Annotated in this window: 22 protein-coding genes; 7 read left to right on the top strand and 15 right to left on the bottom strand. The window is 71.0% G+C overall.

Annotated features, from left to right (window positions below; genetic code table 11):
- Positions 1 to 17: 17 nt before the first annotated feature.
- Positions 18 to 2,063 carry an APC family permease gene (locus ACIQ8J_RS11235; protein ID WP_403270792.1) on the bottom strand — a complete coding sequence of 682 codons (2,046 nt, stop codon included), beginning with the start codon at positions 2,061 to 2,063 and terminating at the stop codon, positions 18 to 20.
- 228 nt (positions 2,064 to 2,291) lie between these two features.
- Between ACIQ8J_RS11235 and ACIQ8J_RS11240 the strand changes: the two genes are divergently transcribed.
- Positions 2,292 to 2,960: a potassium channel family protein gene (locus ACIQ8J_RS11240; protein WP_399052657.1), complete on the top strand. Its 669-nt coding sequence runs from the start codon at positions 2,292 to 2,294 to the stop codon at positions 2,958 to 2,960.
- Complete coding sequence (locus ACIQ8J_RS11245) at positions 2,960 to 3,628, top strand: TrkA family potassium uptake protein (protein WP_053725471.1); 669 nt, start codon at positions 2,960 to 2,962, stop codon at positions 3,626 to 3,628. Before ACIQ8J_RS11240 ends, ACIQ8J_RS11245 begins: the two co-directional genes overlap by 1 nt.
- Positions 3,629 to 3,688: 60 nt before the next feature.
- Here the strand turns inward: ACIQ8J_RS11245 and ACIQ8J_RS11250 are convergent, their stop codons facing one another.
- The 7 genes from ACIQ8J_RS11250 to ACIQ8J_RS11280 form a co-directional block, all read right to left on the bottom strand.
- Positions 3,689 to 4,429 carry a DUF3159 domain-containing protein gene (locus ACIQ8J_RS11250; RefSeq protein ID WP_403270789.1) on the bottom strand — a complete coding sequence of 247 codons (741 nt, stop codon included), beginning with the start codon at positions 4,427 to 4,429 and terminating at the stop codon, positions 3,689 to 3,691.
- A gap of 3 nt (positions 4,430 to 4,432) precedes the next feature.
- Positions 4,433 to 4,831, bottom strand: a complete 399-nt coding sequence (locus ACIQ8J_RS11255) for an OB-fold nucleic acid binding domain-containing protein (protein WP_078966308.1) — start codon at positions 4,829 to 4,831, stop codon at positions 4,433 to 4,435.
- 64 nt (positions 4,832 to 4,895) lie between these two features.
- Positions 4,896 to 5,588: a response regulator gene (locus ACIQ8J_RS11260; protein WP_403270786.1), complete on the bottom strand. Its 693-nt coding sequence runs from the start codon at positions 5,586 to 5,588 to the stop codon at positions 4,896 to 4,898.
- Between the two features lie 43 nt (positions 5,589 to 5,631).
- On the bottom strand, positions 5,632 to 8,175 hold the full coding sequence (locus ACIQ8J_RS11265; RefSeq protein WP_403270784.1) for an ATP-binding protein: 2,544 nt from the start codon (positions 8,173 to 8,175) through the stop codon (positions 5,632 to 5,634).
- Positions 8,176 to 8,423: 248 nt separating this feature from the next.
- Complete coding sequence (locus ACIQ8J_RS11270; protein ID WP_403270781.1) at positions 8,424 to 9,197, bottom strand: DUF3710 domain-containing protein; 774 nt, start codon at positions 9,195 to 9,197, stop codon at positions 8,424 to 8,426.
- Between the two features lies 1 nt (position 9,198).
- Positions 9,199 to 9,729, bottom strand: coding sequence for a dUTP diphosphatase (gene dut / locus ACIQ8J_RS11275; protein ID WP_403270778.1), 531 nt, complete (start codon positions 9,727 to 9,729; stop codon positions 9,199 to 9,201).
- A complete protein-coding gene (locus ACIQ8J_RS11280; RefSeq protein WP_403270775.1) occupies positions 9,729 to 10,313 on the bottom strand; it encodes a PaaI family thioesterase in 585 nt (194 codons plus the stop codon). Before ACIQ8J_RS11280 ends, dut begins: the two co-directional genes overlap by 1 nt.
- 58 nt (positions 10,314 to 10,371) lie before the next feature.
- Between ACIQ8J_RS11280 and ACIQ8J_RS11285 the strand changes: the two genes are divergently transcribed.
- Entirely contained in the window at positions 10,372 to 10,830 is a 459-nt protein-coding gene (locus tag ACIQ8J_RS11285; protein ID WP_403270772.1) for a DUF3093 domain-containing protein, read from the top strand.
- Between the two features lie 27 nt (positions 10,831 to 10,857).
- Here ACIQ8J_RS11285 and ACIQ8J_RS11290 read toward each other — a convergent pair whose 3' ends face one another.
- From ACIQ8J_RS11290 to ACIQ8J_RS11305, 4 genes are all read right to left on the bottom strand, one after another.
- Entirely contained in the window at positions 10,858 to 11,874 is a 1,017-nt protein-coding gene (locus ACIQ8J_RS11290) for a hypothetical protein (RefSeq protein ID WP_403270768.1), read from the bottom strand.
- An 11-nt stretch (positions 11,875 to 11,885) separates the two neighbouring features.
- Complete coding sequence (locus tag ACIQ8J_RS11295; protein WP_053725482.1) at positions 11,886 to 12,182, bottom strand: DUF4193 domain-containing protein; 297 nt, start codon at positions 12,180 to 12,182, stop codon at positions 11,886 to 11,888.
- A 393-nt stretch (positions 12,183 to 12,575) separates the two neighbouring features.
- Positions 12,576 to 13,814, bottom strand: a complete 1,239-nt coding sequence (locus ACIQ8J_RS11300; RefSeq protein ID WP_403270766.1) for a sensor histidine kinase — start codon at positions 13,812 to 13,814, stop codon at positions 12,576 to 12,578.
- A 5-nt stretch (positions 13,815 to 13,819) separates the two neighbouring features.
- Positions 13,820 to 14,473 carry a response regulator transcription factor gene (locus tag ACIQ8J_RS11305; RefSeq protein WP_399052669.1) on the bottom strand — a complete coding sequence of 218 codons (654 nt, stop codon included), beginning with the start codon at positions 14,471 to 14,473 and terminating at the stop codon, positions 13,820 to 13,822.
- A gap of 345 nt (positions 14,474 to 14,818) precedes the next feature.
- On the opposite strand from ACIQ8J_RS11305, the gene ACIQ8J_RS11310 reads away from it, so the two are divergent.
- Complete coding sequence (locus tag ACIQ8J_RS11310; protein WP_399052670.1) at positions 14,819 to 14,992, top strand: hypothetical protein; 174 nt, start codon at positions 14,819 to 14,821, stop codon at positions 14,990 to 14,992.
- A gap of 66 nt (positions 14,993 to 15,058) precedes the next feature.
- On the opposite strand, the gene ACIQ8J_RS11315 is transcribed toward ACIQ8J_RS11310, so the two are convergent.
- Together ACIQ8J_RS11315 and ACIQ8J_RS11320 are read right to left on the bottom strand one after the other, a co-directional pair.
- Complete coding sequence (locus tag ACIQ8J_RS11315) at positions 15,059 to 15,859, bottom strand: inositol monophosphatase family protein (RefSeq protein WP_403270763.1); 801 nt, start codon at positions 15,857 to 15,859, stop codon at positions 15,059 to 15,061.
- Between the two features lie 10 nt (positions 15,860 to 15,869).
- A complete protein-coding gene (locus ACIQ8J_RS11320; protein ID WP_403270760.1) occupies positions 15,870 to 17,027 on the bottom strand; it encodes a ferrochelatase in 1,158 nt (385 codons plus the stop codon).
- Positions 17,028 to 17,196: 169 nt separating this feature from the next.
- Between ACIQ8J_RS11320 and ACIQ8J_RS11325 the strand changes: the two genes are divergently transcribed.
- Both ACIQ8J_RS11325 and ACIQ8J_RS11330 read left to right on the top strand, forming a co-directional pair.
- Positions 17,197 to 18,438, top strand: coding sequence for an MFS transporter (locus ACIQ8J_RS11325; RefSeq protein WP_403270759.1), 1,242 nt, complete (start codon positions 17,197 to 17,199; stop codon positions 18,436 to 18,438).
- Entirely contained in the window at positions 18,404 to 19,717 is a 1,314-nt protein-coding gene (locus ACIQ8J_RS11330; RefSeq protein ID WP_403270757.1) for a D-arabinono-1,4-lactone oxidase, read from the top strand. Before ACIQ8J_RS11325 ends, ACIQ8J_RS11330 begins: the two co-directional genes overlap by 35 nt.
- Before the next feature lie 10 nt (positions 19,718 to 19,727).
- On the opposite strand, the gene ACIQ8J_RS11335 is transcribed toward ACIQ8J_RS11330, so the two are convergent.
- Positions 19,728 to 20,633: a hypothetical protein gene (locus ACIQ8J_RS11335; RefSeq protein ID WP_403270754.1), complete on the bottom strand. Its 906-nt coding sequence runs from the start codon at positions 20,631 to 20,633 to the stop codon at positions 19,728 to 19,730.
- Between the two features lie 498 nt (positions 20,634 to 21,131).
- On the opposite strand from ACIQ8J_RS11335, the gene sepH reads away from it, so the two are divergent.
- The gene (gene sepH, locus ACIQ8J_RS11340) at positions 21,132 to 22,175 is read left to right on the top strand and encodes a septation protein SepH (RefSeq protein WP_403270752.1); all 1,044 of its coding nucleotides are present in this window, start codon (positions 21,132 to 21,134) and stop codon (positions 22,173 to 22,175) included.
- Positions 22,176 to 22,312 lie beyond the last annotated feature (137 nt).

Consider the following 22,312-nt stretch of genomic DNA (forward strand, 5'->3'; position numbering starts at 1 on the left):
CCCGCCACCAGCACCGCTCAGCTCTTGCCGCTGGGCTCCTTGGGGCGGGGTGCCGGGCCCCGCCGCACCGAACCGGGCGCGTTCCAGTCCGCGCGCCTGCGGGCCCGCTTCTTCGCGGCCTCGGAGGACTCCAGCTGGTAGGGGACCGAGGTCACCATCACGCCGGGGGTGAAGAGCAGGCGGCCCTTGAGCCGCAGGGCGCTCTGGTTGTGCAGCAGGTGCTCGTACCAGTGGCCGACCACGTACTCGGGGATGAACACGCTGACCGCGTCGCGCGGGCTCTCGCGGCGCAGGCCCTTGACGTACTCGATGATCGGCCGGGTGATCTCGCGGTACGGGGAGTCGAGGATCTTCAGCGGTACGTTGATGCCGCGCCGTTCCCACTCCTCCTTCAGCGCCTTCGTCTCGGCCGGGTCGACCGAGATCGACAGGGCTTCCAGCTGGTCCGAACGCATCAGCTTGGCGTAGGCCAGGGCGCGCAGGGTGGGGCGGTGGACCTTGGAGACCAGGACGATCGAGTGCACCCGGGAGGGCCGCAGGCTGTCGTCGGAGGGCTCGTCCGGAGCCGCGATCTCCTCGGCGACCCGGTCGTAGTGCTTGCGGATCGCGGTCATCGTTCCGTAGAAGATCACCATGCCGAGCAGCGCGACCCAGGCGCCGTGGGTGAACTTGGTGGCGAGCACGACGACCAGGACGAGCCCGGTGAAGAAGGCGCCGAACGCGTTGATCGCGCGGGAGCGGATCATGCGGCGGCGCTCGGCCGGGTCGGTTTCGGTGGCCAGATGGCGGTTCCAGTGGCGGACCATGCCGGTCTGGCTGAGCGTGAAGGAGACGAAGACGCCGACGATGTACAGCTGGATCAGCCGGGTCGAGTCCGCGCCGTAGATCACGACGAGCAGGACCGCGGCGCCGGCCAGCAGCACGATGCCGTTGGAGAACGCGAGGCGGTCGCCGCGGGTGTGCAGCTGGCGGGGCAGGTAACGGTCCTGGGCGAGGATCGAGCCGAGCAGCGGGAAGCCGTTGTACGCGGTGTTCGCGGCCAGGAACAGGACCAGCGCGGTGGCCGCGGCGAGCACGATGAACAGGAAGCTGCCGTTGCCGAAGACGGCCTCGGCGACCTGCGAGATCACCGGGTTCTGGACGTATCCGGAGCCGACGGGGGCGCCGCCCAGCAGCAGGTCCTCGGTGGGCTTCTCGGCCATCCGTACGTTCGTGGCCATGGCCAGCGCGATGATGCCGCAGAACATGGTCACGGCGAGGCCGCCCATGAGGGCCAGGGTGCCGGCGGCGTTCTTGGACTTCGGCTTGCGGAAGGCGGGGACGCCGTTGCTGATGGCCTCGACGCCGGTGAGCGCCGCGCAGCCGGAGGAGAAGGCGCGCAGCAGCAGGAAGACGAGGGCGAAGCCGGCCAGGCCCTGGTGCTCGGCCTTGATCGTGTAGTCGGCGGTGGGGGCCTTCATGGTGTCGCCCATGACGAGGCCCCGGTAGGCGCCCCACGCGATCATGATGAAGACGCCGGCGACGAAGACGTACGTCGGGATCGCGAAGAGCTTGCCCGACTCCTTCACTCCGCGCAGGTTCATCAGGGTGAGCAGCACGATCACCGCGACGGCGCACAGCACCTTGTGCTCGACCACGAAGGGGATCGCGGAGCCGAGGTTCTCGATGCCGGAGGCGATGGAGACGGCCACGGTCAGCACGTAGTCGACGAGCAGGGCGCTCGCGACGGTGAGTCCGGCCTTCGGTCCGAGGTTGGTGGTGGCGACCTCGTAGTCACCGCCGCCGCTCGGGTAGGCGTGCACGTTCTGCCGGTACGAGGCGACCACGGTGAACATCAGCACCACGACCGCGACCGCGATCCAGGGGCTGAAGTGGTACGCCGACACACCCGCCACGGAGAGCACCAGGAGTACCTCTCCGGGTGCGTACGCAACGGACGAGAGCGGGTCGGAGGCAAAGACGGGGAGTGCGATGCGCTTGGGGAGGAGTGTTTCTCCCAGCTTGTCGCTGCGCAGCGCCCGGCCGATCAGGATCCGTTTGGGCAGGTCGGTCAGTTTGGACACGCAGAGGATCGTAAGCGTTGCGTATGGATAAGGCCCAGCCGCCTCCTGTTGACGTCCTGATGCGATAACGGCACTGGTGAGTGCATCCGGGGGCGGGCCGCATAAGCTCGTCAGGCGGCAACGTGGATTTCTGTTGCCACGCTGTTGCCCGGCTAGCCGAGAAGGAAGTAGTGAGCAGGGTGTTTGCGCAGGTCATCGGGGCGACCAGGAGTGCGGGGTAAAGGGCACGTGCACATCGTCATCATGGGCTGCGGGCGAGTGGGAGCCGCTCTCGCGCAGACCCTGGAACAGCAGGGGCACACGGTCGCGGTGATCGACCAGGACCCCACGGCCTTCCGTCGGCTCGGTTCGGGCTTCGGCGGACGCCGGGTGACCGGGGTCGGCTTCGACCAGGACACCCTGCGCGAGGCGGGGATCGAGGAGGCCGGCGCGTTCGCGGCGGTCTCCAGCGGTGACAACTCCAACATCATCGCGGCCCGGGTGGCCCGCGAGATGTTCGGCATCGAGAACGTGGCGGCGCGGATCTACGACCCGCGCCGTGCCGAGGTCTACCAGCGTCTCGGCATCCCGACGGTCGCCACGGTCAGCTGGACCGCCGACCAGATGTTGCGGCGGCTGCTGCCGTCCGGCGCGGAGCCGCTGTGGCGCGACCCGAGCGGTGGCGTGCAGCTGGCCGAGGTGCACACCTCGGCGGCCTGGATCGGCCACAAGATCAGCAAGCTGCAGGAGGAGACCGGCGTGCGCGTCGCGTTCCTCACCCGGCTGGGCGAAGCGGTTCTGCCGACGTCCCAGACGGTGCTGCAGGAGGGCGACCTGGTGCACGTGATGATGCGTACCGACGAGGTCGAAAAGGTCGAGGCGGCGTTCGCCCAGGGCCCCGAGGAGGGCGGTCACTGATGCGTGTGGCGATTGCCGGGGCCGGCGCGGTGGGCCGTTCCATCGCGGGCGAGCTCCTGGAGAACGGGCACGAGGTGCTGCTGGTCGACAAGGCGCCCACCGCCATCTCGGTGGAGCGGGTGCCGCTCGCCGAGTGGCTGCTCGCGGACGCCTGCGAGATCACCTCGCTGGACGAGGCGGCGCTCCAGCGCTGCAACGTGGTCATCGCGGCCACCGGCGACGACAAGGTGAACCTGGTCGTCTCGCTGCTCGCGAAGACCGAGTACGGGGTGCCGCGGGTGGTGGCCCGGGTCAACAACCCGAAGAACGAGTGGCTGTTCAACGAGTCGTGGGGCGTGGACGTCGCCGTCTCGACGCCGCGGCTGATGTCGGCGCTTGTGGAGGAGGCGGTGAGCGTCGGTGATCTCGTACGCCTGCTGCGCTTCAGCCACGGCGACGCCAACCTGGTCGAGCTGACGCTGCCGCCGGAGTCGGCGCTGGCGGGCACGCAGGTCGGCGATGTGGCCTGGCCGGAGGACACCTCCCTGGTCACGATCATCCGGGGCACGCGGGTGCTCACGCCGAGCCAGGAGGAGACCCTGGAGGCGGGCGACGAGCTGCTGTTCGTGGCCGCGCAGGCCCGCGAGGAGCAGTTGGAGGACCTGCTGTCGGTCCGCCGCGAGGGCTGACACCGCACACACGGAAGGGCCCGGAACCAGGTGGTTCCGGGCCCTTCCCGCGTTCGGGGATCAGCTCGCGCCGGGGGCCTGAGCCGCGGCCTTGCGGGCCTTCTCGGCCGCTTCCTCCGCCTCCATCTCGGCGAAGACGTCGATCGGCGCCGGGGCCTTCGCGAGGAAGACCCAGGTGAGCCAGACCGCGAGGAGGAACGGCGGGATCTTCAGGGCGATCAGCACCCAGCCGAGCTGGGAGGTGTTGGCCCACCAGTACAGCGGGAAGAGGATCGCGCACTTGGCGAGCAGGATGAGCCCCCAGGCCCAACTCGCCTTCGCGTACGCCTTCTTGCGGCCCGGGTTGCGGGTGCGCCAGGACAGGTTCTCCTTGAAGACCGGGCCGAGGATCAGCCCGATCAGGGGAACCCCGAAGACCGTGGTGACGAGGTACGCCAGGGCCAGGCCCAGGGTGTACAGCATGCCCGGCAGGTAGAAGTCCTTGGCGTTGCCCGTCATCATCGCGAAGACCACGCCGAAGGCCACGCCGAAGACGCCGCTGAAGGCGTGCTTCATGGTGTCCTTGCGGACCAGGCGGACCACGACGAGCAGCAGCGAGACCGCGAGGGCGGCGATCGCCGAGGTGTGCAGGTCCTTGTTGACCGTGAAGATCGTGACGAAGAGCAGCCCCGGCAGGACCGTCTCCACCATGCCGCGCACCCCGCCGAACGCCTCGAAGAGCGCGGCCTCGGTGACGGCTTTCGCGTCGGCGTCGGGCGGGGTGTGCGTGGGGGTGGTGGTCGGCTTGTCGACTGACGTCACCGGCTACTCCTGTCCGAGCGGTCGGAGTTCGTATTTGGGGTTGAACAGGACTCGCCGGCCGTGACTCATGGAGATCCGGCCCGAAGCGATCAGCTTGCGGCCCGGCTCGATGCCCACGATCGAGCGCCGTCCCAGCCACACCACGTCCAGCGGGGCGGTGCCGTCGAAGAGCTCGGCCTCCAGCGCCGGCACACCCGCCCGCGGACGCAGGGTGACGGTCCGCAAGGTACCAGTCACTTTGACTATCTGGCGGTCGCTGCACTCGGAGATGCGGGTGCACCCCGTGGCCTGCGTGTCCTCCTGCAGCTCCGCGGAGTGCAGATCCTCCTGCGAGGTGGACAGCCGGTCGAGCATCCGGCGGAAGCGCCCCGCGGGCTTCTCGGTACGAAGGTCAGCACTCATACAGAAAGCGTACCGGGGGACACCCCCACCCGATCAAAGCGTGTGGACAGCACCGATCACCGGCTCAGCGTTCGAAGCGGTAGCCCATGCCCGGCTCGGTGATGAAGTGGCGCGGGTGCGAGGGGTCGAGCTCCAGTTTGCGGCGCAGCTGGGCCATGTAGACCCGCAGGTAGTTGGTCTCGGTGCCGTAGGAGGGCCCCCAGACCTCCTGGAGCAGCTGCTTCTGGCTGACGAGGCGGCCGGTGTTGCGCACCAGGACTTCGAGCAGGTGCCATTCGGTCGGGGTGAGGCGTACGTCGCGGCCGTCGCGGTTGACCTTCTTGGCGGCGAGATCGACGGTGAATCCGTCGGTCTCGACGATCACCAGGTCGTCGGCGCCGTCGGCGCCGCCGACCGGCTCGGCCCTGCGTACGGCGGCACGCAGCCGGGCGAGCAGCTCGTCCATGCCGAACGGCTTGGTGACGTAGTCGTCGGCGCCGGCGTCCAGCGCCTCGACCTTCTCGTCGGAGGTGTGGCGGGCGGAGAGCACCAGGATCGGGACCCGGGTCCAGCCGCGCAGCCCCTTGATGACCTCGACGCCGTCCATGTCGGGCAGGCCGAGGTCGAGCACGACCACGTCGGGGTGGCGGGCGGCGGCGAGCTGGAGGGCGGTCGCGCCGTCGGGGGCCGCGTCCACCTCGTACTTCCGTGCCTTGAGGTTGATCACGAGCGCGCGCACGATCTGCGGCTCGTCCTCGACCACGAGCACCCGGGTCATCTGGAGTACCTGCCTTCTGCATTCTCTGGCGGAACGGTTCGGTTCATGAGGTGACCTGGGCGGAGAGGTCGGCGGGGGCCCGGCCCGGACTGGGGGCGGCGCGGACGGTGAGGACCATCGTGAGGCCGCCGCCGGGGGTGTCCTCGGCGGAGAGGGTGCCGCCCATGGCTTCGGCGAAGCCGCGGGCGACGGCGAGGCCGAGGCCGACTCCGGCGCCGCGCGGGGCGTCGCCGTAGCGCTGGAAGGGCGCGAAGATGCGGTCCTTGGCGGCGTCGGGGACGCCGGGGCCGCGGTCGGTGACCCGTATCTCGACGCGCTCGGCCATGCCGCTGGCGGCGACGGTGACGGGGCTGTCGGGCGGGCTGTACTTGACGGCGTTCTCCACGACGTTCGCGACGGCCCGCTCCAGCAGGCCCGGGTCGACCTCGACCATGGGCAGCGACTCGGGGATGTCGAGGACGACGCTGTCCTCGGGGACGCCGCCGAGCGCCATGGGGACGACCTCGTCGAGGTCGATCTCGCGGATGAGCGGGGTGACGGTGCCGGTCTGCAGGCGGGACATGTCGAGGAGGTTGCCGACCAGGTGGTCGAGGCGGTCGGCGCCGCCCTCGATGCCTTCGAGGAGCTCGGCGCGGTCCTGGTCGGACCATTCGACGTCGTCGGAGCGGAGCGAGGTGACGGCGGCCTTGATGGAGGCGAGCGGGGTGCGCAGGTCGTGGCTGACGGCGGCGAGCAGCGCGGTACGGATGCGGTTGCCCTCGGCGAGCTTGCGGGCCTCCTCGGCCTCCCCCACCAGGCGCTGGCGGTCGAGCACGACGGCGGCCTGGGCGGCGAAGGCGCCGAGCACGCGGCGGTCCTCGGCGGGCAGGACGCGTCCGGACAGCGCCAGCGCCATGTGGTCGCCGACCGGCATGTCGACGTCCGCGTCCTCGGGGCGGCCGACCGGGCGCGGTCCGACGCTGCCCGCGCGGGTCCAGGGCGCCACGTCGCTCTCGCGCTCCAGGAGGGCCACGGACTCCATGGCGAAGGTCTCGCGGACCCGCTCCAACAGGGCGTCCAGGCTGGTCTCGCCGCGCAGCACGCTGCCCGCGAGGAAGGAGAGGATCTCCGATTCCGCGCGCAGCCGGGCGGCCTGGTGGGTGCGGCGGGCCGCGACGTCCACGACGGAGGCCACCGACACGGCCACGAGCACGAAGATCACGATGGCGACGATGTTCTTCGGATCGGCGATCGTGATCTTGTGGATGGGCGGGGTGAAGTAGTAGTTCAGCAGGAACGAGCCGACCGCGGCCGAGGCGAGCGCCGGCATCAGGCCGCCTAGCAGGGCCGCGGCCACGGTCAGCGTCAGGAACAGCAGCATGTCGTTGGCGAGCCCGAGGTCCGCGTCGACATTGTTGAGCAGCACGGTCATCAGGGCGGGGCCGATCACGCCGGCCGCCCAGCCCCACACGATGCGGGCGCGCCCGAGCCGGGCCCCGCGCGCCACCGGCAGTCCGCGGCCCTTGGCGACTTCCTCGTGGGTGACGATGTGGACGTCGAGGTCGGGCCCGGAGTCGCGGGCCACGGTCTGCCCGACACCGGGGCCGAGGATGTACTGCCAGGCCTTGCGGCGGCTGGATCCGAGGACGATCTGGGTGGCGTTGACGCCCCGCGCGAAGGCCAGCAGCGAGGTGGGGATGTCGTCGCCTATGACGTGGTGGAAGGTTCCGCCAAGGTCTTCGACCAGGGTGCGCTGGACGGCGAGTTCCTTGGGCGAGGCGGAGGTGAGGCCGTCGCTCCTGGCCACGTACACCGCGAGGATCTCGCTGCCGGAGCCCTTGGCGGCCATCCGGGCGGCCCGGCGGATGAGGGTGCGGCCCTCGGGTCCGCCGGTCAGGCCGACGACGATCCGCTCGCGGGCCTGCCAGGTGGACTGGATGTCGTGCTCGCCGCGGTACTGCTGGAGGTATTCGTCCACCCGGTCGGCGACCCACAGGAGCGCCAGCTCGCGCAGCGCGGTGAGGTTGCCGGGCCGGAAGTAGTTCGACAGGGCCGCGTCGACCTTCTCGGACTTGTAGATGTTGCCGTGCGCCATGCGGCGGCGCAGCGCCTGGGGCGACATGTCGACCAGCTCGATCTGGTCGGCCCGCCGCACCACCTCGTCGGGCACGGTCTCGCGCTGCCGTACGCCGGTGATCGACTCGACCACGTCGCCGAGGGATTCCAGGTGCTGGATGTTGACGGTGGACACCACGTCGATCCCGGCCGCGAGCAGTTCCTCGACGTCCTGCCAGCGCTTGGTGTTGCGGGCGCCGGGGACATTGGTGTGCGCGAGTTCGTCCACCAGGGCGACGGCGGGGCGCCGCTCCAGGACCGCGTCCACGTCCATCTCGGTGAAGACGGTCCCGCGGTATTCGATCTCGCGCCGCTGGATCTGCTCCAGGCCGTGCAGCATCACCTCGGTGCGCGGCCGCCCGTGGTGCTCGACGAAGGCGACGACGCAGTCGGTGCCGCGCTCCACCCGCCGATGGGCCTCGGACAGCATCGCGTACGTCTTGCCGACGCCCGGTGCCGCGCCGAGGTAGATCCGAAGCTTGCCGCGTGCCATGGCCCCATTGTCTTTCAGAATTCAGCTGCGTACGCAGCGTCGACCTTACGGCCAACAATTGCGGCAAATGGGGTGGGGGTGGGGCGGAGGTCCCGTATTGACGCGATTCTGATGCTCCGGCGCAGGTGGCGAGGGTCGGCCCGGCCGAAAGCCCGAACGCAATGCGACGGCCCGCGGCGGTTGGTTTTCGAGGACCAACCGCCGCGGGCCGTAAGCGAATTGCCCGGCGCGCGGGGCGCCGGCCGGGGTCAGCGGACCTCGGTGATTTCGGGGCCGCGCTGGAGCTGGCCCATGCCGCCGGAGAAGCGGGAGCCCTCCTGGTCGTCCTGCTGGACGCCCTCGGGCACCATCTGCGCGTCGTTGGGCAGCTTCAGGACGATCGGGTCGCGGGGCGCCATGGGGCCCTCGCCGCGGACCACCACGGTGTCGCGGAAGATCGTCTCAAGCAGCCCGGCGGCCTGCGGCTGCACCGCGCCCTGGCCGGAGATGACACCGCGCAGGAACCAGCGCGGGCCGTCCACGCCCACGAAGCGGACCAGCTGGACGCCGTTGGTGCCGTCCGGCAGCTGCACCGGGACCTGCGCGCGCAGCTCCCAGCCCAGCGGGCCCTCGACCTCGTCGATGATGCCGCCCTGCTGGGTGATGCCGGAGGCGATCTCCTCGCGGACCTCGCCCCAGATGCCTTCCTTCTTCGGCGCCGCGAAGGCCTGCAGCTGGACCGCGCTGTCGTTCAGCACGACCGTGGCCGCCACGATCGCGTCGCCCGCGACCTCGACCCGCAGCTCCATGCCCTCGACCCCGGGGACGAAGAGTCCGCCGAGGTCCACCCGGCCCTCGCCGGGCTCGGTGACCTCGGCGAGGTCCCAGGGGCCGTCCGGACGCGGTGCCGGCGGCAGGTTCACCCTGCGGACCTCGCTCTTGTCCCCGGCCTCGATGTCATCGGCCTCGGTGCCGTCGACGACCTGCTCGGCCTCGCCCGCCGCGTCATCGGCAGTCCCGCTCTTCTTGCGACGTCCGAACACGTCACTGTCCTTCCCGGTCGGATACGACCGAAGCGTATCGATTCCCACCCGTTGTACCGCCACTGGCGGCCGAACCGTCCACGGCGGCATGACCGCCGGTGGACCCGAAGCCCCCCTCGGCCCGCGCCGAGCCGGGAAGCTCCGCCACCTCGTGGAAGCGCACCTTCTCGACCTGCTGGACGACCAGTTGGGCAATGCGGTCGAAACGCTCGAACCGCACGCTCTCGCGCGGGTCGAGGTTGACCACGATCACCTTGATCTCTCCACGGTACCCGGCATCCACCGTCCCCGGGGCATTCACCAGGGCGACACCGCACCGGGCGGCCAGGCCCGAACGGGGGTGCACGAAGGCCGCGTACCCGTCGGGCAGCGCGATGGAGACGCCGGTCGCCAGGACGGCCCGCTCGCCCGGAGCGAGTTCGGCGGCCTCGGTGGTGACCAGATCGGCTCCGGCATCGCCCGGGTGCCCGTACGCCGGGATCGGCACTTCCGGGTCGACACGGCGGATGAGGACGTCTACGGGTTCACGCATCACGGATTCACCTCGAAGGCGCGAGCGCGCCTGAGCTGGTCGGGGTCGGACATGGCGGCCTGGATCTCGGCCGGGCGCCCGTTGTCGATGAAGTGGTCCACCTTCACCTCGATGAAGAGGGCCTGGGCCCGGACCGCCACGGGCCCCTCGGGGCCGCCGATGCGGCCGGTGGCCCGGGAGTAGATCTTGCGGCCGGCCACCGCGGTGACCTCGGCCGCCAGGTGCAGCACCGTGCCGACCGGGACCGGTCGGGCGAAGTCCGTCTCCAGACGGCCGGTCACCGCGATCACCCTCAGCAGCCAGTTCAGCGAGCCGAGCGTCTCGTCGAGCGCGGTGGCCAGCACCCCGCCGTGCGCGAGACCGGGGGCGCCCTGGTGCGCCTCGCGCACGGTGAACTCGGCGGTGACGGTGACGCCCTCGCCGGCCCGCGCCGCCAGGTGCAGGCCGTGGGGCTGTCCGTCGCCGCAGCCGAAGCAGTGCCCGTAGTGCGCACCGAGCAGCTCGCCGGGTGCGGGCGCCTCCGGGTGCCGCACCGGCGCCATGGCGTCGGGCGGGGGCGTCAGGGACGCAGATGTAGCAGTCACAGCCGCAGACCTTACCCGCGGTCCAAGCCGCAGGTCGCGCCGTGCCAAGCTAGGTTTCATGCAGCCCAACGCCCCGCAGTACGCAGAACGCCTCACCGCGCCCCGTTCCTGGTGGTTCATCTCCGGCCTGGTCGGCGTCGCCTGCGCGCTGATGCTGCTGCCGGTGGGCACGCTGCCGATGCTGGCCGGTCTGGTGGGCGGCACGGCGGTGTCCTGGGTGGTGGTGAGTTCGTACGGTTCGGTGCGGATCCGGGTGCTCGCGGACACCCTGGTCGCCGGGGAGGCCCGGATTCCGGTGCAGGCGCTGGGCGAGCCCGAGGTCCTGGATGCCGAGGAGGCGCGGGCCTGGCGGCTGCACAAGGCCGATCCGCGCGCGTTCATGCTGCTGCGGGCGTACATCCCGACGGCGGTGAAGGTGGAGATCACGGACCCGGCGGACCCGACCCCGTACGTCTACCTCTCGACCCGCGACCCCGAGGCGCTGAAGACGGCGCTCAACGCGGTCCGTACCGCCTGAGCCCTCCGCTTCGCGGGGGCCCGGCCTTCAGCGGCCGAGTTCCTTGGGGTGCTCCCCCGGCGGCAGCGGGTTGTCCGGCCGTTCCAGGGCGGGGAGCTCGGGCAGCGCGTCCCAGGGCACCTGGTGCTTGCGCAGGTCCTTCCTGATGTGCGCGGCGAGCCTCTTGGTGTCGCGGCGGTTCATCACGGCGCCAACAGCCGCGCCGACCATGAACGGCGTCAGGTTCGGCAGGTTGCGGGCCATGCGCTTCATGATCTGCTGGCGCAGCTCGCGCTTCATCTGGCCGCCGAGCGCGAAGTTGAGCGTCGTCGGCTTGGTGACGTCGATGCCGCGCTCCTCGGTCCATGACGTCAGATACGCCATCGAGCGCTGCTTGAGGGTGCCGGGCGGCCGCATTCCGTAGACCTCGTGCAGCTCGGCGATGAGCTTCAGCTCGATCGCGGCGACCCCGGTGACCTCGGCGGCCAGCTCCGCGGGCATCGCGGGCGGAACGGGCAGCATCGCGGCCGCGCCGATGCCCGCGCCGACCGTGGACGTGCCGTTGGCGGCGCCCGCGATCAGCTTGTCGGCGATCTCCTCCGGGCCGAGGCCCGGGAAGTGCGCGCGCAGCGTCGCCAGGTCCCGCACGGGAATGCGGGGGGCGACGTCGATGATCCGGTCGGCAAGGTGGCCGAGCGAGGTCTTGATGCCCTCGCCGCCCTTGCGTACGCCCTTCTTGAGCGCCGGAACACTCTTCTTCAGGGCGGGGACGCCCTTGTCGAGAGCGCCCTTGCGCAGGGCGTCCAGGCGTCGGGCCCCGGCCGCGGGCCCCGCCTTCTTCTCTTTCCCCGTACCTGCTGCCGTGACGGCTGCTTCGAGCGAGGCCTGTTGGCCCCGCCCGGCGTCACGTGCACCGTCGGCAGCGCTCACCGCGGGGAGGCCGGCCGGCTCGGCGGGGGCTTCAACGCCTTCTGCCGGGCCTGTGCCGCCCTGTGGTGCCTCGGTGGAACCCGGGGCACCCTCCGCCCGGAACGGTCGCTTCCGGGGCGGTTTCGCGCCTGCCACGCCGACCTGCTTCAGTCGCAGTCGCGGCAGATCGGCTGACCGTTCTTCTCCCGGGCCAGCTGGCTGCGGTGGTGCACGAGGAAGCAGCTCATGCAGGTGAACTCGTCGGCCTGCTTGGGCAGGACGCGAACGGCGAGCTCTTCGTTGGAGAGGTCCGCGCCGGGCAGTTCCATGCCTTCGGCGGCCTCGTACTCGTCGACGTCAACAGTCGAGGTGGACTTGTCGTTACGCCGGGCCTTCAGCTCTTCAAGGCTGTCGGAATCGACGTCGTCGTCGGTCTTGCGTGGGGTGTCGTAGTCCGTTGCCATGTCGCTCTCCCCCTCTGGGTGGTTGCGGTGTCTCAGCGCACGTAACGCGTGAGAGGCCGGACTTGTGCCCGACCTGAGGCGGAGATTTTGCCTCACATCAAGGTCTGTTACTCAATCGACACCCAACCGCACTCCTCAAGAGTGATCGTCTTGGATGGCGATCGGGACCGTACACGGTCCTCATGTCGCACTTCACGAGTGCCACCCCGTGTACTTCCCGTGATCTCACCCCCCGGAAACCCGGACTTTTACCGGGATTCCAGGGGATTCACCGATCACGGAGAGTAGGTGGCCGGAAGTTTGCCTTTGTGACTGATCACACACGAAACTCTTGGGAACGGGTCCCGAAAATTCCGCGCAAAGCGAACTGCCGAAACAGCTTCGAGCAGCGTCTCAGACCGGCAGGGTGACACGCATCACGAGGCCGCCGCCTTCGCGGGGCTCCGCGATGATACGGCCTCCGTGGGCCCGCGCGACCGACCGGGCGATGGATAGGCCGAGGCCGACCCCCTTGTCGCTGCCGGTGCGCTCGGTGCGCAGCCGCCGGAACGGCTCGAAGATGTTGTCGATCTCGTACGCGGGAACCACTGGCCCCGTGTTCGACACCAGCAGCGTCGCATGGCCGTCCCGGAGCTCGGTGACCACTTCGACCCAGCCGCCTTCGGGGACGTTGTAGCGGACCGCGTTCTGGACCAGGTTCAGCGCGATGCGCTCCAGCAGGACGCCGTTGCCCTGGACTACCGCGGGCGCCCGCTCCCCCTTGATCTCCACGCCCTTGGTCTCGGCCTCGCTCCTGGCCTGGTCGATGGCGCGGGAGGCGACCTCGGCGAGATCGACCGGCTTGCGGTCGATGATCTCGTTGTCGCTGCGGGCGAGCAGCAGCAGGCCCTCGACGAGCTGCTCGCTGCGCTCGTTGGTGGCGAGCAGCGTCTTGCCGAGCTGCTGGAGCTCCACCGGGGCGCCGGGGTCGGAGAGGTGCACCTCAAGCAGCGTGCGGTTGATCGCCAGCGGGGTGCGCAGCTCGTGCGAGGCGTTCGCGACGAACCGCTGCTGGGCCGTGAAGGACCGCTCCAGGCGGTCCAGCATCTCGTCGAAGGTGTCGGAGAGCTCCTTGAGCTCGTCGTCGGGGCCGTCCAGCTCGATCCGCCGGCTCAGGTCCGTACCGGCCACCCGGCGGGCGGTCCGGGTGATCCGGCCGAGCGGCGAGAGCACCCGGCCGGCCATCGCGTACCCGAAAGCGAAGGCGATGACGCTGAGGCCGACGAGCGCGAGCAGGGAGCGGCTCAGGAGGTTGTCCAAGGCTTCTTGGCGCTGCTGGGCCATGCAGGCGCTGATCGCGTCGTTGAACTCCGCGACGGTGCCGGTCCTCGGCAGCTGGCAGTTGCTGCTGGACAGCGTGAGGTTCTGACCGCCCACGATCTTGAAGGGGGCGCTGCCGGCGTGCAGGGCCTGCGCGGCCAGCAGATAGATGATCGAGAGGAGCAGTATCCCCGCGATCATGAACATGCCGCCGTAGAGCAGCGTGAGGCGTATCCGGATGGTCGGTCGCAGCCAGGGGAAGGGCGGTTCGGCGCTTTTCGGGGCCCAGGTCGGCTTGGGAGGCGCCGACGGCGGGGCGGGAGTGGCGGCCATCGCCGTCAGATCCGGTAGCCGGAGCCCGGCACGGTGACGATCACCGGGGGCTCGCCGAGCTTGCGCCGCAGCGTCATGACGGTCACGCGCACCACATTGGTGAACGGGTCGGTGTTCTCGTCCCAGGCCTTCTCCAGGAGCTGCTCGGCCGAGACCACGGCCCCTTCGCTGCGCATGAGGACCTCCAGGACCGCGAACTCCTTCGGCGCGAGCTGGATCTCCTTGCCCTCGCGGAACACCTCACGGCGGTTGGGGTCCAGCTTGATGCCGGCCCGCTCCAGGATGGGCGGCAGCGGGACGGTGGTGCGCCGGCCGAGCGCGCGGACCCGGGCGGTCAGCTCGGTGAAGGCGAAGGGCTTGGGCAGATAGTCGTCCGCGCCGATCTCCAGGCCCTCGACGCGGTCGCTGACGTCTCCGGCGGCGGTCAGCATCAGGACCCGGGTGGGCATGCCCAGCTCGACGATCTTGCGGCAGACGTCGTCGCCGTGGACCAGCGGAAGGTCCCGGTCGAGCACCACGACGTCGTAGTCGTTCACGCCGATCCGCTCCAGGGCCGCGGCGCCGTCGTACACGACGTCGACGGCCATGGCCTCCCGGCGCAGTCCGGTGGCCACCGCATCGGCGAGCAGTTGCTCGTCCTCGACGACGAGTACGCGCACGGCGCATTTCCTTCCCTAGGGTCCCGCGTCGTCCGCGGGCATGTCTGTGCACTGAACCAGTGACTGTGAGCTTCCATCCTGCCCCTTACGCCCATAAACCGGCGGTAAGACGGTGCCGGACCCAGAGGCGGCGCCCACCTGCGATTTCCGGCCACGGACGGCAGCCGCAGCGGGAATAGGCAGGATTACCGCGGCAGTTGAGGTTTCTTTGAGAGTGGGCGTGGGGAGGACGACTGCACACCCCGCGATCACGCCCTGTATGTGGCATGCCACATCTTCACGTCGTGATCGCAACCCACCGTCGGCACACCCCCGTGCCACCGACCCACGACGAGGGGGCGCACCATGGACGCTTTCACCGCAGGGCTGCTGCAGCGCATAAGGACCACGGAAACCGACCTCACACGGGCGCGCGAGAGCGGCGACGACTTCCTCGCCGACGTCGAGCAGGCAGAGCTGGACGATCTCCATCGTCTGGCCGCCGAGCACGGTGTCGAGGTAGCCGTAGCGCACTGCTGACCCCACCCACCAGGAAACCCCGGCGCCACGGGACGGCGCCGGGGTTTCGTCATGCCCGGACACCCCCTAGTCGTGCCAGGCCCCGTACTCCTCCAGGAGCGACTGGAGCGGGCCGAAGAGTTCCGGGGACGCGGCGATGGTCAGCTCCCGGGACGGGGGCGTGCCGGGGCGGCCGCCGGTCAGCGCGCCGGCCTCGCGGGCGATGAGGTCGCCGGCCGCCAGGTCCCAGGGGTTCAGGCCGCGCTCGTAGTACGCGTCGAGCCGGCCGGCGGCCACGTCGCACAGGTCGATGGCCGCCGAGCCGCCGCGGCGGATGTCGCGGAACCGCGGGATCAACCGCTGGGCCACGTCCGCCTGGTGGGCGCGTACGGACTGGACGTAGCCGAATCCGGTCGCCACCAGGGACTGGGACAGCGGGGCCGGCGGGCGGCAGCGCAGCGGGCGCTCGCCAAGGAAGGCGCCGCCGCCGAGGACGGCGTGGTACGTCTCACCGCGCATCGGGGCCGCGACCACGCCCGCCACCCGCTCGCCGTCCTGTTCGGCGGCGATGGAAACGGCCCAAGTGGGCAGCCCGTAAAGGTAGTTGACGGTTCCGTCGAGCGGGTCGATGACCCAGCGCACTCCGCTGGTGCCCACGCTGGAGGCGCCCTCCTCGCCGAGGAAGCCGTCGTGCGGGCGGTGCTCGGAGAGGTAGCCGGTGATCAGCTTCTCGGCGGCGACGTCCATCTCGGTCACCACGTCGATGGGGCTGGTCTTGGTGGCGGCGACGGCAAGGTCGGCCGGGCGGCCGTCGCGCAGCAGCTCGCCGGCCCGCCGCGCGGCCTCCATGGCGAGGCCGAGCAGTTCGCGGTGGAGAGGGTCGGTCATGGTCGCTCCCTTATGCGTACGGGCTGTCGGCGCCCGCTGCCGCGGGCTTGGTGCCGCCGCGGGCGGCCGGGCAGCAGCCGACGGCGCACAGGTCGTGCGAGGGGCCGAGCGCGCCCAGGGCGCACCGCTCGGCGGGCAGTCCGCGCTCGCTCGCGGCCCGCTCCAGGACGAGGTCGCGCACGGCGGCCGCGAAGCGCGGGTCGGCGCCGACGGTGGCTGAACGGGCCACGGGCAGACCGAGCTCGGCGGCCTTGGCGGTGGCCTCCGTGTCGAGGTCGTACAGGACCTCCATGTGGTCGGAGACGAAGCCGATGGGGACCATGACGACGGCGGGGGCGCCCGCGCCGTGCAGCGTCTCCAGGTGGTCGCAGATGTCGGGTTCGAGCCAGGGGATGTGGGGGGCGCCGGAGCGGGACTGGTAGACGAGCTGCCAGGGCCGCTCGACGCCGGTCCGCTCGCGGACCGCGTCGGCGACGACCCGCGCCACGTCGAGGTGTTCGCGTACGTAGGCGCCGCCGTCGCCGTGCTCTTCGGCGGGGCCCGAGGTGTCGGCCGCGGCTTCGGGGATGGAGTGCGTGGTGAAGGCGAGGTGGGCGCCCGCGCGGACGTCCTCGGGCAGTGCGGCGAGCGACTCCAGGACGCCGTCGATCATGGGGCGGACGAAGCCGGGGTGGTTGAAGTAGTGCCGCAGCTTGTCGACCCTGGGCAGTTCGAGCCCTTCGGCCGCCAGCGTCGCGAGCGCGTCCGCCAGGTTCTCGCGGTACTGCCGGCAGCCCGAGTACGAGGCGTACGCGCTGGTGGCGAGGACCGCGATGCGGCGGCGGCCGTCGGCCACCATCTCGCGCAGGGTGTCGGTCAGGTAGGGCGCCCAGTTCCGGTTGCCCCAGTAGACCGGCAGGTCCAGGCTGTGGTCGGCGAAGTCCTTGCGCAGCGCGTCCAGCAGCGCGCGGTTCTGCTCGTTGATGGGGCTCACCCCGCCGAACAGGAAGTAGTGCTGCCCCACCTCCTTGAGCCGCTCCTTGGGGATGCCGCGGCCGCGCGTCACGTTCTCCAGGAACGGGACCACGTCGTCGGGGCCTTCGGGGCCGCCGAAGGAGAGCAGCAGCAGGGCGTCGTACGGAGCGGCGGCCTCGGCTGCTCCGGAAGCTGGATCGCGCAGTTCGGACATGGTTCCGATCCTGCCATCCGGCTCTGACAAGCGGTGAACCGAGCCGGGGAACCGGGCCCGGGGCTCGGCCCCCGGGGACCGAGCCCGAAAAGGCGGTGCGCCAGTCGACTTCAGCATCGTAAGCTTTAGGAATTAATTACACGCGTCACGCCGGATCCCGGAGTCCCCGTTGCCCAGTCCCTATCGCGCGATATTCGCCGCCCCCGGCACCAAGGGGTTCTCCGCCGCCGGGCTCTTCGGGCGGATGCCGCTGTCGATGATGGGCATCGGCATCGTGACCATGGTTTCCCAGCTCACCGGCCGCTACGGCCTGGCCGGCGCGCTCTCCGCGACGCTCGCGATGTCGGCCGCCGTGGTCGGCCCCCAGATATCCCGGCTCGTGGACCGGCACGGCCAGCGCCGGGTGCTGCGCCCGGCCACCCTGGTCGCCGTCGCGGCCGTCGCGGGACTCCTCGTCTGCGCCCAGCAGGGCGCCCCCGACTGGACCCTGTTCGTCTTCGCGGCGGGCGCCGGCTGCGTGCCGAGCGTCGGCTCGATGGTCCGGGCCCGCTGGGCCGAGATCTACCGGGGAGACGCCCAGAACCTGCACACGGCGTACTCGTGGGAGTCGATCGTCGACGAGCTGTGCTTCATCTTCGGGCCGATCCTCTCCATCGGGCTCTCCACCGCCTGGTTCGCCGAGGCGGGGCCCCTGATCGCGGCCTGCTTCCTGGTGGCCGGCGTCTTCTGGCTGACCGCCCAGCGCGCCACCGAACCCGTACCGCACCCGCGCGAGCACCACACCGGCCGCTCCGCGCTGAGCTCCCGCGGACTCCAGGTCCTGGTCGCCACCTTCGTCGCCACCGGCGCCATCTTCGGCTCGGTCGACGTGGTCACCGTGGCCTTCGCCGACGAACGCGGCCACAAGGCGATGGCCAGCCTGGTGCTCGCCGTCTACGCGCTGGGCTCCTGCATAGCAGGAGCGGTGTTCGGGCTGCTGCGCCTCAAGGGGGCGGCGTCGACCAGGTGGCTGGTGGGTGTCTGTGCGATGGCGGTGAGTATGATCCCGCTCCAACTGGCCGGGAACCTGCCGTTCCTTGCCGTGGCGCTCTTTGTCGCGGGCCTGTCCATAGCACCGACGATGGTGACGACGATGGCCCTCGTCGAACAGCACGTACCGCGCAGCAAGCTCACCGAGGGCATGACCTGGACCAGCACCGGGCTCGCGGTCGGTGTGGCGCTCGGCTCCTCCGCCGCCGGCTGGGTGGTGGACGCCTCGGGCGCCGAGGCGGGGTACCTGGTGTCCGTCGTGGCGGGAACGCTCGCGGCCGCGGTGGCGTTCCTGGGGTACCGCCGGCTTCGCAGGCCGGTGCCGCATCGGGAGGGGCTCGAAGCAGATGAGCGGAGCGAACGGCAGCAGCACCTGGCGTAACTGGGCGGGGAACGTCACCGCGCGTCCGGCGAGGGAAGTGTCCCCGGCCTCCGCGGCCGAACTCGCGGAGGCCGTGCGCCGGGCCGCCGAGGACGGGCTGAAGGTGAAGGCGGTCGGCACCGGCCACTCCTTCACCGCGGTCGCCGCCACCGATGGCGTGCTCATACGCCCCGACCTGCTGACCGGTATCCGCGCCATCGACCGCACGGCGCTGACCGTCACCGTGGAGGCCGGTACGCCGCTGAAGCGGCTGAACGCGGCGCTGGCCAGGGAGGGCCTCTCGCTCACGAACATGGGCGACATCATGGAGCAGACGGTGGCCGGCGCGACGAGCACCGGAACGCACGGCACCGGCCGTGATTCGGCCTCGATAGCCGCCCAGATCAAGGCACTTGAGCTGGTGACGGCCGACGGCTCGCTGCTCACCTGCTCCGAGAAGGACAATCCCGACGTCTTCGCGGCGGCCCGGATCGGGCTCGGCGCGCTCGGTGTGGTCACCGCGATCACCTTCGCCGTGGAGCCGATCTTCCTGCTCAGGGCCCGCGAGGAGCCGATGACCTTCGACAGGGTCACCTCGGAGTTCGGGGAACTCTTCGCGGAGAACGAGCATTTCGAGTTCTACTGGTTCCCGCACACCGGCAACTGCAACACCAAGCGCAACAACCGCAGCGCGGGACCGGCCGCCCCGCCCGGGAAGGTGAGCGGCTGGATCGAGGACGAGTTCATGTCCAACGGGCTCTTCCAGGTGGTGTGTTCACTCGGCCGGGCGGTGCCCGCCACGATCCCGTCGATCGCGAAGCTCTCCAGCCGGGCGCTCTCCGCCCGCACGTACACCGACATTCCGTACAAGGTCTTCACAAGCCCGCGCCGGGTGCGGTTCATGGAAATGGAGTACGCGCTGCCCCGCGAGGCGGTCGTGGAGGCGCTGCGCGAGGTGAAGGCGCTGGTGGAGCGCTCGCCGCTGCGGGTGAGCTTCCCGGTGGAGGTGCGCACCGCGCCCGCCGACGACATCGCGCTCTCCACCGCCTCCGGCCGCGAGACCGCGTACATAGCCGTGCACATGTACCGGGGCACGCCGTATCAGGCGTACTTCACCGCGGTCGAGCGGATCATGACCGCCCACGCGGGACGGCCGCACTGGGGCAAGGTCCATACGCGCGACGCCGGTTACTTCGCGGAGGTCTATCCGCGCTTCGCCGAGTTCACCGCGCTGCGCGACCGGCTCGACCCGGAGCGGCGGTTCGGCAACGACTGTCTGCGCCGCGTGCTGGGCGACTGAGCCGCCGGCCCTACGGAGTGGGCGTGCCCCCGGACCGCGTGTCGGGGGTGCTCTGCCCGCCGGGGCCGCTCCCGGAATCGGAACCCGTGGAATGGGACGGCGTGGGCGCCGGACTCGGTGTCGTGCCGCCCGAACCGGAAGTGGACCCGGAGCTCGAACCGGAGCCCGAGTCATGGGACTTCGAGGGGGACGGCGACGGCGAGGAGCCGGTCCCGGAGGAGCTGCCTCCGGTCGTCCCCCTGCCGCTCGTTTCCGGCGCCGGCGACGCGTCGCCGCCGGGGGACGGCTTGTGCCGGTCGCCGGTGTCCGAGGGCGCGTGGTCCGGCGGCGTCCGCTTCTCGCCACCGCCGGTGAGCACGGACTGGAGGGTGGTGCCGTTGCCGTTGCCGCCGACCGCGTCGCCCGAGATCAGCTCGTACGCGGTGATGCCGCCCATCGACACCCCGAAGACGACGGCGGCCGCGAGCACCGGCCGCTTCCATCCGCGCAGCCGGGTGCCGTGCACGGTCGCCTCGTTGAACTCCCGGGCGGGGCGGGCGCCGGGCCGCAGCAGCCGGGTCTCGTCGACGGACTTGAGCAGCTGGGTGCGATCCGCGTCGGCCCGCGGCAGCACGGTGGTCTCGTTCTGCGCCCCTTGGTGGGGGGAGACCACGGGCACTTGGCGGGAGCCGACCTTGGCCTGCACGGTCGCCTCGCGCAACTGCTCGCCGGTCCGCTTGAAGAAGTGCTGGAAGACGGTGCCGCCGCAGGTGGCGACCACGCTGACCACACCGGCGCCGAGGAACGTGCCGTACACGCCCAGCTTGGAGGCGAGCACCGCGGCGGTGACCGCGGCGAGCGCGCTGCCCGCGACCTGCGGCACGCTCAGGTCGATGCGCTTCTTCTCTTCCGTCCCGGTGTCCGGCTTGTCACCCATCCCCAGCCTCTGTTCGCCCTTCTCGTCCGTCTTGCACAGAGAAGGGACATTTGAGCGAAGCGAATAGTTCCGATTCCGGGGATTGTGTGAAGCAAGACACGTACGGGGCAGGCATGGACGCGTCGCAGCGGGTCCAACTCCCGTACCCCGCGAGAACTTCGGCGGCGTGCCGGTCCACCCAGGTGGCCCGAATGGAGTACTGTGGCGAGCCCTGGGCCCCGGGTCCCACACGGGTATCCGGGACTGCGGGAGGGGGCCGAAAGCGGCACTCGAACCGGCGGCGCCGCGGCACCGTACGGGTGCCTGCTGCACAGAGTGACCACCCCGGTCACTCTGCGTTGCGAATAGGTAACCGTGCCATAACGGCGTTCCAGGGCCCATGCCCGACACGCCGGGCAACTCGGCAATGTTGTGGCAGGCTGCACCCGGGCAGGCCACACTCGACTAGCGGAAGCAGCGACGCACGTGACGTCGGCAGGCACCACCCGGGAGGTCCCCATGCCCGAACTGCGTGTCGTGGCCGTCTCCAACGACGGCACACGACTGGTGCTCAAGGCTGCGGACAGCACGGAGTACACGCTTCCGATCGACGAGCGGCTCCGGGCCGCTGTGCGCAACGACCGGGCCCGCCTCGGCCAGATCGAGATCGAGGTGGAGAGCCACCTCCGGCCGCGCGACATCCAGGCGCGGATACGAGCCGGTGCCTCCGCCGAGGAGGTCGCCCAGTTCGCCGGCATTCCGGTCGACCGCGTACGCCGCTTCGAGGGCCCCGTCCTCGCGGAGCGCGCCTTCATGGCGGAGCGGGCGCGGAAGACCCCCGTGCGGCGTCCGGGCGAGAACACCGGCCCCCAGCTCGGCGAGGCGGTGCAGGAGCGGCTGGTGCTGCGCGGCGCCGACAAGGAGAGCGTCCAGTGGGACTCCTGGCGCCGGGACGACGGCACTTGGGAAGTCCTGCTCGTGTACCTGGTCGCTGGCGAGCCGCACTCCGCGAGCTGGACCTACGACCCGCCGCGCCGGCTCGTGCAGGCCGTCGACGACGAGGCCCGATCGCTGATCGGCGAGTCCGACGACACCATCACCACGGTTCCCGAACCGAGCTTCCCGTTCGTGCCGAGGATCGCCCGGCTGCCCCGGGACCGGCCGCTGGACCGCGCCCTGGACCGGCAGTTGGAGCGGCCCGCGCCGCCGCCCGAACCGGTCGCGGACGAGAGCGACTCGCTGACCAGCCTGCTCGAAGCCGTACCGAGCTTCCGCGGCGACATGGTCGTACCGGAGCGTCCCTCGAACCCGCCCGAGCCGCCCGAGACCGAACCGGCCGCCGAGCCGGAGGTCGAGGAGCCGCCCGCGCCGGCCGCCTCGGCGGGAGCGGGTTCGGCGTACGCGGACGTGCTGATGCCGCGCACCGTGGCCGGTCACCGCGACCGGCTCACCGGCACCACCGACCGCCAAGCCGAAGCGGACGGGGTCCGTCCGGGACGCCGGGCCGCGGTGCCGAGCTGGGACGAGATCGTGTTCGGCACCCGGAGGAAGAAGCAGGACTGAGAAAGACGTCCCGACTGGCGACTTCGGTACGGAGCCGGGGGGGGGGGGGGGGCCCCGCCCGGGGCGCCCCCCCCCCCCCCGCCGCACAGGCCCCGGGGGCCGCGCCCCCCCCGCGGGCGCCGGCCCCGCGCCCCCCC

It is taken from the genome of Streptomyces sp. NPDC094147, assembly GCF_044764265.1.
GTDB lineage: Bacteria > Actinomycetota > Actinomycetes > Streptomycetales > Streptomycetaceae > Streptomyces.

Excerpts from the sequence above, each read along its gene's own strand:
- ACIQ8J_RS11245 (WP_053725471.1), top strand. The coding sequence starts at position 2,960 with ATGCGTGTGGCGATTGCCGGGGCCGGCGCGGTGGGCCGTTCCATCGCG.
- ACIQ8J_RS11255 (WP_078966308.1), bottom strand. The coding sequence starts at position 4,831 with ATGAGTGCTGACCTTCGTACCGAGAAGCCCGCGGGGCGCTTCCGCCGG.
- ACIQ8J_RS11260 (WP_403270786.1), bottom strand. The coding sequence starts at position 5,588 with ATGACCCGGGTGCTCGTGGTCGAGGACGAGCCGCAGATCGTGCGCGCG.
- ACIQ8J_RS11265 (WP_403270784.1), bottom strand. The coding sequence starts at position 8,175 with ATGGCACGCGGCAAGCTTCGGATCTACCTCGGCGCGGCACCGGGCGTC.
- dut (WP_403270778.1), bottom strand. The coding sequence starts at position 9,729 with ATGCGTGAACCCGTAGACGTCCTCATCCGCCGTGTCGACCCGGAAGTG.
- ACIQ8J_RS11285 (WP_403270772.1), top strand. The coding sequence starts at position 10,372 with ATGCAGCCCAACGCCCCGCAGTACGCAGAACGCCTCACCGCGCCCCGT.
- ACIQ8J_RS11295 (WP_053725482.1), bottom strand. The coding sequence starts at position 12,182 with ATGGCAACGGACTACGACACCCCACGCAAGACCGACGACGACGTCGAT.
- ACIQ8J_RS11300 (WP_403270766.1), bottom strand. The coding sequence starts at position 13,814 with ATGGCCGCCACTCCCGCCCCGCCGTCGGCGCCTCCCAAGCCGACCTGG.
- ACIQ8J_RS11310 (WP_399052670.1), top strand. The coding sequence starts at position 14,819 with ATGGACGCTTTCACCGCAGGGCTGCTGCAGCGCATAAGGACCACGGAA.
- ACIQ8J_RS11315 (WP_403270763.1), bottom strand. The coding sequence starts at position 15,859 with ATGACCGACCCTCTCCACCGCGAACTGCTCGGCCTCGCCATGGAGGCC.
- ACIQ8J_RS11320 (WP_403270760.1), bottom strand. The coding sequence starts at position 17,027 with ATGTCCGAACTGCGCGATCCAGCTTCCGGAGCAGCCGAGGCCGCCGCT.
- ACIQ8J_RS11330 (WP_403270757.1), top strand. The coding sequence starts at position 18,404 with ATGAGCGGAGCGAACGGCAGCAGCACCTGGCGTAACTGGGCGGGGAAC.
- ACIQ8J_RS11335 (WP_403270754.1), bottom strand. The coding sequence starts at position 20,633 with ATGGGTGACAAGCCGGACACCGGGACGGAAGAGAAGAAGCGCATCGAC.
- sepH (WP_403270752.1), top strand. The coding sequence starts at position 21,132 with ATGCCCGAACTGCGTGTCGTGGCCGTCTCCAACGACGGCACACGACTG.